At 72.6% G+C, this 8,362-nt stretch carries 9 protein-coding genes and 2 pseudogenes; 2 read left to right on the plus strand and 9 right to left on the minus strand.

The window, feature by feature from the left end:
- The 9 genes and pseudogenes from GT030_RS18855 to hisD form a co-directional block, all read right to left on the minus strand.
- Positions 1 to 257, minus strand: a pseudogene (locus GT030_RS18855) (MFS transporter); the annotation flags it as partial.
- 79 nt (positions 258 to 336) lie between these two features.
- Entirely contained in the window at positions 337 to 1,095 is a 759-nt protein-coding gene (hisF, locus tag GT030_RS18860; protein ID WP_161202086.1) for an imidazole glycerol phosphate synthase subunit HisF, read from the minus strand.
- Positions 1,092 to 1,487: a RidA family protein gene (locus GT030_RS18865; RefSeq protein ID WP_161202087.1), complete on the minus strand. Its 396-nt coding sequence runs from the start codon at positions 1,485 to 1,487 to the stop codon at positions 1,092 to 1,094. The genes hisF and GT030_RS18865 overlap by 4 nt, the downstream gene beginning before the upstream one ends.
- Positions 1,484 to 2,209: a bifunctional 1-(5-phosphoribosyl)-5-((5-phosphoribosylamino)methylideneamino)imidazole-4-carboxamide isomerase/phosphoribosylanthranilate isomerase PriA gene (priA, locus tag GT030_RS18870; RefSeq protein ID WP_161202088.1), complete on the minus strand. Its 726-nt coding sequence runs from the start codon at positions 2,207 to 2,209 to the stop codon at positions 1,484 to 1,486. The genes GT030_RS18865 and priA overlap by 4 nt, the downstream gene beginning before the upstream one ends.
- 4 nt (positions 2,210 to 2,213) lie before the next feature.
- Positions 2,214 to 2,861, minus strand: coding sequence for an imidazole glycerol phosphate synthase subunit HisH (gene hisH, locus GT030_RS18875; protein WP_161202089.1), 648 nt, complete (start codon positions 2,859 to 2,861; stop codon positions 2,214 to 2,216).
- Positions 2,852 to 3,016 carry a hypothetical protein gene (locus GT030_RS35715; RefSeq protein ID WP_030810044.1) on the minus strand — a complete coding sequence of 55 codons (165 nt, stop codon included), beginning with the start codon at positions 3,014 to 3,016 and terminating at the stop codon, positions 2,852 to 2,854. Before GT030_RS35715 ends, hisH begins: the two co-directional genes overlap by 10 nt.
- A gap of 4 nt (positions 3,017 to 3,020) precedes the next feature.
- The gene (gene hisB / locus GT030_RS18880; protein ID WP_026248532.1) at positions 3,021 to 3,614 is read right to left on the minus strand and encodes an imidazoleglycerol-phosphate dehydratase HisB; all 594 of its coding nucleotides are present in this window, start codon (positions 3,612 to 3,614) and stop codon (positions 3,021 to 3,023) included.
- The gene (locus GT030_RS18885; protein WP_161202090.1) at positions 3,611 to 4,717 is read right to left on the minus strand and encodes a histidinol-phosphate transaminase; all 1,107 of its coding nucleotides are present in this window, start codon (positions 4,715 to 4,717) and stop codon (positions 3,611 to 3,613) included. The genes hisB and GT030_RS18885 overlap by 4 nt, the downstream gene beginning before the upstream one ends.
- Entirely contained in the window at positions 4,714 to 6,039 is a 1,326-nt protein-coding gene (gene hisD / locus GT030_RS18890; protein ID WP_161202091.1) for a histidinol dehydrogenase, read from the minus strand. Before hisD ends, GT030_RS18885 begins: the two co-directional genes overlap by 4 nt.
- A 232-nt stretch (positions 6,040 to 6,271) precedes the next feature.
- On the opposite strand from hisD, the gene GT030_RS18895 reads away from it, so the two are divergent.
- Both GT030_RS18895 and GT030_RS18900 read left to right on the plus strand, forming a co-directional pair.
- Positions 6,272 to 7,855 carry an oxidoreductase gene (locus GT030_RS18895; RefSeq protein ID WP_346009682.1) on the plus strand — a complete coding sequence of 528 codons (1,584 nt, stop codon included), beginning with the start codon at positions 6,272 to 6,274 and terminating at the stop codon, positions 7,853 to 7,855.
- A gap of 168 nt (positions 7,856 to 8,023) precedes the next feature.
- Positions 8,024 to 8,362: pseudogene (locus tag GT030_RS18900) on the plus strand (hypothetical protein); the annotation flags it as partial.

Raw genomic sequence — 8,362 nt, forward strand, 5'->3', positions numbered from 1 at the left:
CCGACGGACAGCAGCGCGGCCACCGCGAGCACGGCCGCGCAGCGCACGGCGTCGCTGCCGACGACCACCCGGCGCGGCCCGAACCGGTCCGCGATCACCCCGCCGCCCAGCAGCAGCAAGGTCCTGGGCACCGCGCTGGCCGCCATCACGAGCCCGGCCTGCGAGGGGCTCCCGGCCCGTACGGCGGCCCAGGACACGGCGATGTAGTAGACGTTGTCCCCCAGCATGGACGCGGTGTACGCGCCCAGCCAGCGCAGGACGTTGGGGTCACGATGAGCCGCCCGGTCGCCTGTCGGGGCGGCCGGGCGTGTCTCGGTGTCGGTGCGGGGGCCCGGTTCAGACACGGACCGGGTGGCCCGCTTCTCGCAGGGTGTGCTTGACCTGGCCGATGCGGAGGTCGCCGAAGTGGAAGACGGAGGCGGCCAGCACCGCGTCCGCGCCCGCCTCGACGGCCGGCGGGAAGTGCGAGAGGGCGCCCGCGCCGCCGGAGGCGATGACCGGGACGGAGACATGCTTGCGGACGGCCGCCAGCATGTCGAGGTCGTAGCCGTCCTTGGTGCCGTCGGCGTCCATCGAGTTGAGCAGGATCTCGCCCGCGCCCAGCTCGGCGGCCCGGTGCGCCCACTCGACCGCGTCGATGCCGGTGCCCGTGCGACCGCCGTGGGTGGTGACCTCGAAGGAGCCGGACGGGGTGCGGCGGGCGTCCACCGAGAGGACCAGCACCTGGCGGCCGAACCGCTCGGCGATCTCGCGGATGAGGTCGGGCCGGGCGATGGCGGCCGTGTTGACGCCCACCTTGTCGGCGCCGGCCCGCAGCAGCTTGTCGACGTCCTCGGCGGTGCGGACGCCGCCGCCGACGGTGAGCGGGATGAAGACCTGCTCGGCGGTGCGGCGCACCACGTCGTAGGTGGTCTCCCGGTCGCCGGAGGAGGCGGTGATGTCCAGGAAGGTCAGCTCGTCGGCGCCCTCGGCGTCGTAGACCTTGGCCATCTCCACCGGGTCGCCCGCGTCGCGGAGGTTCTGGAAGTTGACGCCCTTGACGACCCGGCCGTTGTCCACGTCCAGGCAGGGGATCACGCGTACGGCCAGGGTCATGCGGACACTCCTCGGAACGCCTCCACCTCGATCTCGACGACCAGGCTGGGGTCCACGAAACCGGAGACGATGATCATGGATGCGGCGGGCCGGACGGTGTCGAACAGCTCCTTGTGTGCGCGTCCGACCTCCTCCACGTCGCGGGCATGGGTGATGTACATACGGGTGCGCACCACATCGTCACGGCCGAGGCCCACCTGCGCCAGCGCGTCGAGCGCGACACCGAAGGCGTTGACGGCCTGCTCGTACGGGCCGCCCCCGGCGATCTGCCCGTCCACGATGGAGGTGCAGCCGGAGACCAGCACCAGACCATTGGGCAGCTCCACGGCGCGGGAGTAGCCGAACTGGTCCTCCCAGGGCGCGCCGGTGCTGATCCGGCGTACGTCGCTCACCGGGACACCGCCGCGAGAGCCTCTTCCAGGGTGAACGCCTTGGCGTACAGCGCCTTGCCGACGATGGAGCCCTCGACGCCGAGCGGCACGAGGCCGGCGATGGCGCGCAGGTCGTCCAGCGAGGAGACGCCGCCGGAGGCGACGACCGGGCGGTCGGTGGCCGCGCAGACGTTCTTCAGCAGCTCCAGGTTGGGGCCCTGGAGGGTGCCGTCCTTGGCGATGTCGGTGACCACGTAGCGGGCACAGCCCTCGCGGTCCAGGCGGGCCAGCGTCTCGTAGAGGTCGCCGCCGTCGCGGGTCCAGCCGCGGCCGCGCAGGGTGGTGCCGCGTACGTCGAGGCCGACGGCGATCTTGTCGCCGTACTCGGCGATGACCTTGGCGACCCACTCGGGGGTCTCCAGGGCGGCGGTGCCGAGGTTGACGCGGGTGCAGCCGGTGGCGAGGGCGGCGGCGAGGGTGTCGTCGTCGCGGATGCCGCCGGACAGCTCAACCTTGATGTCCATGGCCCCCGCGACCTCGGCGATCAGGGCCCGGTTGTCGCCGGTGCCGAACGCGGCGTCCAGGTCGACCAGATGCAGCCACTCGGCGCCCGCGCGCTGCCAGGCGAGGGCCGCCTCCAGCGGGGAGCCGTAGGAGGTCTCGGAGCCGGACTCGCCGTGCACGAGGCGTACGGCCTGGCCGTCGCGGACATCGACGGCGGGGAGCAGTTCGAGCTTGGCCATGGTCTCAGAGGGTTCCGATCCAGTTGGTGAGGAGCTGGGCGCCGGCGTCGCCGGACTTCTCGGGGTGGAACTGGGTGGCGGACAGCACGCCGTTCTCCACGGCGGCCACGAACGGCCCGCCGTGGGTCGACCAGGTCACCGCGGGCGGGGTCATGGCCGCGTTGAGCTGCTCGAAGTCCCAGTCCTGCACGGCGTAGGAGTGCACGAAGTAGAAGCGGCTCTCCGGGTCCAGCCCCGCGAAGAGGCGGGAGTCGGCCGGGGCGTCGACGGTGTTCCAGCCCATGTGGGGCACCACGTCGGCCTTGAGCGGGCCGACCGTGCCGGGCCACTCGTCCAGGCCGTCGGTCTCCACACCGTGCTCGACACCGCGCGCGAACAGGATCTGCATGCCGACGCAGATGCCGAGCACCGGGCGGCCGCCGGCCAGGCGCCGGTCGACGACCCAGTCGCCACGGGCCGCGCGCAGACCGGTCATGCAGGCGGCGAACGCGCCGACGCCGGGCACCAGCAGGCCGTCGGCGTTCATCGCCTTGTCGAAGTCGCGGGTGATCTCCACCTCGGCGCCCACGCGGGCCAGCGCCCGCTCGGCGGAACGGACGTTGCCGAAGCCGTAGTCGAAGACCACGACCTTCTTTGCGTCGCTCAACTCCACACCCCCAGCCGCATGACGCCCGCGACCAGGCACATGGCCGCGCCGATGGAGACCAGCACGATCAGGCTGGTGGGCATCTTCTGCTTGACGAAGGAGATGATGCCGCCGACCAGGAAGAGGCCGACGACGATCAGGATGGTGGACAGTCCGGTCATGGGGTTACAGCGCGCCCTTCGTGGAGGGGAGGATGCCGGCCGCGCGCGGGTCGCGCTCACTGGCGTAGCGCAGCGCGCGGGCGAGGGCCTTGAACTGGCACTCCACGATGTGGTGCGCGTTGCGCCCGTAGGGCACGTGCACGTGCAGCGCGATCTGGGCCTGGGCGACGAAGGACTCCAGGATGTGCCGGGTCATCGTGGTGTCGTACTCGCCGATCATCGGCGCCATCTTCTCGGGCTCGGTGTGCACGAGATAGGGGCGGCCGGAGAGGTCGACGGTGACCTGGGCGAGGGACTCGTCCAGCGGGACCGTGCAGTTGCCGAAGCGGTAGATGCCCACCTTGTCGCCGAGCGCCTGCTTGAAGGCGGCGCCGAGCGCGAGGGCGGTGTCCTCGATGGTGTGGTGGGTGTCGATGTGCAGGTCGCCGTCGGTCTTCACGGTGAGGTCGAACAGGCCGTGCCGGCCGAGCTGGTCGAGCATGTGGTCGTAGAAGCCGACGCCGGTGGCGATGTCGGTCTTGCCGGTGCCGTCGAGGTCGATCTCGACGAGGACCGACGTCTCCTTGGTGGTGCGCTGCACGCGTCCTGTGCGGCTCATGCGTCAAGCTCCTTCTTCAAGTCCCGTACCGCGTCGAGGAACGCGTCGTTCTCTTCGGGGGTTCCGGCGGTCACCCGGAGCCATCCGGGCACGCCGTTGTCCCGGACCAGCACCCCCTTGTCGAGGATGCGCCGCCATGCGCCCTGGGTGTCCTCGAAGCGGCCGAACTGCACGAAGTTGGCGTCGGACTCGGTCACCTCGTAGCCGATGGCCCGCAGTTCGGCGACGAGCCGGTCCCGCTCGGCCTTGAGCTGCTCGACATAGCCGAGCAGCGTGTCGGTGTGCTCCAGCGCGGCCAGCGCGGTCGCCTGGGTGACGGCGCTCAGGTGGTAGGGCAGCCGGACCAGCTGGACGGCGTCCACCACGGCGGGGTCGGCGGCCAGGTAGCCGAGGCGCAGTCCGGCGGCGCCGAACGCCTTGGACATGGTCCGCGAGACCACCAGGTGCGGGCGGCCCTCGAGGAGCGGCAGCAGCGAGTCGCCGTGGCTGAACTCGATGTACGCCTCGTCCACCACCACCATGGACGGCTTCGCCGCCTGCGCGGCCTCGTACAGCGCGAGGACGGTCTCCGGCGGGACGGCGTTGCCGGTGGGGTTGTTGGGGGTGGTGATGAAGACGACGTCGGGCCTGTGCTCGGCGATGGCGCGCTCGGCGGCGGCCAGGTCGATGGTGAAGTCCGCGCCGCGCGGTCCGGAGATCCAGCCGGTGCCGGTGCCGCGGGCGATCAGCGCGTGCATCGAGTACGACGGCTCGAAGCCGAGCGCGGTGCGGCCGGGTCCGCCGAAGGTCTGCAGGAGCTGCTGGATGACCTCGTTGGAACCGTTGGCCGCCCAGACGTTCCGGGCGCCGAGGGGGTGGTGGCCGGTCGTGGTGAGGTACTTGGCGAGTTCGGTGCGGAGCTGGACCGCGTCCCGGTCGGGGTAGCGGTTCAGGTTCCGGGCGGCGTCGCGCACCCGCTCCGCGATCCGCTCGACCAGCGGCTCGGGCAGGGGGTAGGGGTTCTCGTTGGTGTTCAGCCGGACGGGGACGTCCAACTGGGGCGCGCCGTAGGGGGACTTGCCGCGCAGCTCGTCCCGTACGGGGAGTTCGTCGATGCCGGTCACTTGGTCCCCGGTACCTTCCAGCCGAAGCGTGCCTTGACCGCCGCGCCGTGCGCGGGCAGGTCCTCGGCCTCGGCGAGGGTCACCACGTGGTGGGCGACCTCGGCGAGGGCGTCCTCCGTGTAGTCGACGATGTGGATGCCGCGCAGGAAGGACTGCACGGACAGGCCCGAGGAGTGGCAGGCGCAGCCGCCGGTGGGCAGCACGTGGTTGGACCCGGCCGCGTAGTCCCCGAGGGAGACCGGCGCCCAGGGGCCGATGAAGACGGCGCCCGCGTTGCGCACCCGGTCGGCGACGGCGGCCGCGTCGCGGGTCTGGATCTCCAGGTGCTCGGCGCCGTACGCGTCGACCACCCGCAGGCCCTCCTCGACTCCGTCCACGAGGACGATCGCGGACTGCTGACCGTTCAGCGCGGGCACGATCCGGTCGTCGATGTGCTTGGTCGCGGCGACCTGCGTCTTCAGCTCGGCCTCGACGGCGTCGGCCAGGGCGGCCGAGTCGGTGACGAGGACGGCGGCGGCCAGCGGGTCGTGCTCGGCCTGGCTGATCAGATCGGAGGCGACGTGCACCGGGTCGGCGGTGTCGTCGGCGAGGACCGCGATCTCGGTCGGACCGGCCTCGGCGTCGATGCCGATCCTGCCGGTGAAGAAGCGCTTGGCGGCGGCGACCCAGATGTTGCCGGGGCCGGTGACCATGTTGGCGGGCGGGCAGGACTCGGTGCCGTAGGCGAACATCGCCACGGCGGTGGCGCCGCCGGCCGCATACACCTCGTCCACCCCGAGCAGGGCGCAGGCGGCGAGGATGGTCGGGTGCGGCAGGCCACCGAACTCGGCCTGCGGCGGGGAGGCGAGCGCGACGGAGCCGACGCCTGCCTCCTGCGCGGGCACCACGTTCATGATCACGGAGGAGGGGTAGACCGAGCGGCCGCCGGGCGCGTACAGCCCGACCCGGTCGACGGGGACCCACTTCTCGGTGACGGTGCCGCCGGGGACGACCTGGGTGGTGTGGGTGGTGCGGCGCTGGGCGCGGTGGACCAGACGGGCCCGGCGGATGGACTCCTCCAGGGCGGCGCGCACGGCCGGGTCGAGGGCCGCGAGCGCGTCGGTGAGCGCCTGGACCGGGACACGGACGGATTCCAGCCGTACTCCGTCGAACTTCTCCGCGAAGTCGATCAGTGCCGCGTCGCCACGATGATGCACGGCCTCGCAGATCGGACGCACCTTCTCCAGGGCGGCCGAGACGTCGAAGTCGGCTCGGGGCAGCAGGTCGCGCAGGGCGGGGCCCTCGGGGAGGGCGTCGCCGCGCAGATCGATTCGGGAGATCACAGTCCCAATTCTCTCAGACCGGCGCCGGGCCGCGTCCGCGCGTATCAATGGCTGATACAGAACATGGGACAACCGGTGGCACAGAGCGTGGCCGGAACCCGCGAATTCACCCTCACTTTCTGTGTCGAACCCGTCACTCGACGGGCATGAGCCGGGGAACGACGTGTGGGACGGACGTGGGCGGCGGGCCGGGCGGTGACGCCCGTGGCCGGCTCGCGGGAGAGGAGCCGCGGTGACCGAGGCACTGGCGGCGGGTCCGGGCGCCCAGGAGCTGCCGGACGATCTGACCCCGGCCGAGGCGGGCATGTGGCAGGCGTTCCGCAACGGCAGCGTGTACGACCTGAGCAGCGGCGAGTCCGGCGTGGACGACCCGCACGGCGGCGTCCCCTGGGGCCCGGAGCGCAGTGTGCGGGCGCGCGTGGTGTGCTGGCTGCTGCTGGACGGCCCGCCCGCGCTCGCCGGCCGGGTCTCCTCGCTGAAGCTGACCGGGGTGCGGATCACCGGCACGGTGGACCTGGCGGGCGGCACCGTCACGCCGTACGTGGAGCTGCGGTGCTGCCGGTTCGACGACGAGGTCCGGGTGCCGGAGGCGCACTTCACCACCGTGCGCCTGGTGGACTGCGCGGTGCCCCGCCTGGAGGCGGCGCGGGTGCGCACCGAGGGCGATCTGCATCTGGCGCGCTGCCGCTTCCGTACCGGCATCCGGCTGACCGACGCCCGGATAGGCACGGACCTGATGCTCAACCAGGCGGTGGCGCACCGGGACCGGGGCGGGCGGTCCATCGCGGCCGACGGCATGACGGTGGGCCAGGACCTCCAGGCGGAGATGCTGGAGTCGTACGGCGAGCTGCGGCTGCGCGGCGCCCAGGTCGGGGTGTCGCTGAGCCTGCGCGGGGCCCGGCTGTCCAACCCGTACGCCCGGCTGGCGCTGAACGCCCCGCAGCTCACGGTGGAGCGGACCCTCTATCTGACCCCGGCCGCGGTGGGCAGCCCGCTGCTGAGCGGGACGACACCGGCGCGCGGGACGCGGGTGCAGCGGTTCGAGTGCCGGGGCGGGATGCGGCTGGACGACGGACGGTTCGGGGACGCGGTGGACCTGGAGGGGGCGCGGTTCGTGCTCACCGATGACCAGGAGCTGTCGCTGCGCCGGGTGCAGACGCCCGAGCTGCGCTTCCTCGGGGACCGGCCGCCGTCGGGCCGGGTCGTGCTGTCGGGCGCCCGGATCGTCAACCTGGTGGATCATGTGAGCAGCTGGCCGGAGCCGGGGAACCTCCAGATGCGCGGCTTCACGTACGAGAACCTCGTACCGCGCGGCCCCTTCCCGCTGGCCCACCGGCTGGACTGGGTCGCGGCGGCGACCGCCGAGTACCACCCGGAGCCGTACGAGCGGCTGGCGGCCGTGCTGCGGGCGGCCGGGGAGGACGAGGACGCACGCGACGTGCTGCTCGCCAAGCACCGCCGACGCCGTGAGACCCTGCCGCTCGCGGCCAAGGTGTGGGGGTACGCCCAGGACTGGACGGTCGCCTACGGGTACCGGCCGGGCCGGGCCGCGCTGTGGCTCGCGGTGCTGTGGGCGGCGGGCACGCTGGCCTTCACGCACGCCGACCCGCCCCCGGCGCACTCCGAGGACCATCCGGCGTGGAGCCCGGCGCTGCTCACGCTGGACCTGCTGCTGCCGGTGATCGACCTGGGCCAGCTCGACCAGTGGCGGTTGCGCGGTGCGTGGCCGTGGCTGGCGGCGGTGCTGATCATGCTGGGCTGGGTGCTGGCGACGGCGGTGGCGGCGGGGGCGACCCGGCTGCTGCGGCGGAGCTGAGGCGGAGGAATCGCGTGGGGTTCGTGGTGGCTTTTTGGTGGCAGGGGCCTGACAATAGTTGAAAAGCCACCTTTTTACGGTTCCTTGACCCTCGGCGGCACAACCTTCCGCAACTTGCCCCACCCCTCTGGCGCGGGCCCGACCTGCGGACTTTCAATGGTCGGCACCATGGTTCTGCTGCCGGCGTTCCTCCGCCCCACCCGGAAGACACGACGCGCCTCGCGCCCGGACTCCCCCGCACCGGCCGACGACGTCATCCTCGACGCGCCCGACGACCGCCTCTCCCCCGCCCTGGTCTCTGCCGGGCAGGGCGAGTTCACGGTCGCCGCCGCCCTGCTCGCGGCCACCCGCGCGGCGGCCCAGTGGGAGGAGCGCGACGCCTACGCCACCCGGCTCGCCGCCTTCGCCCGCTCCCGCCCCGAGTGGTTCGAGGCGTGGCGGGCGGCCGACCCCGGCGACCCCGGCGTGCTGCTCGTCGGCGCCCAGCTTGCCGTGGACCGCGCCTGG

The organism is Streptomyces sp. SID1328, assembly GCF_009865595.1.
Classification (GTDB): Bacteria; Actinomycetota; Actinomycetes; order Streptomycetales; family Streptomycetaceae; genus Streptomyces; species Streptomyces griseoluteus.

Bases quoted from the DNA above. Each gene is read 5' to 3' on its own strand.
- hisF (WP_161202086.1), bottom strand. From the start codon at position 1,095: ATGACCCTGGCCGTACGCGTGATCCCCTGCCTGGACGTGGACAACGGC.
- priA (WP_161202088.1), bottom strand. From the start codon at position 2,209: ATGGCCAAGCTCGAACTGCTCCCCGCCGTCGATGTCCGCGACGGCCAG.
- GT030_RS35715 (WP_030810044.1), bottom strand. From the start codon at position 3,016: ATGACCGGACTGTCCACCATCCTGATCGTCGTCGGCCTCTTCCTGGTC.
- hisB (WP_026248532.1), bottom strand. From the start codon at position 3,614: ATGAGCCGCACAGGACGCGTGCAGCGCACCACCAAGGAGACGTCGGTC.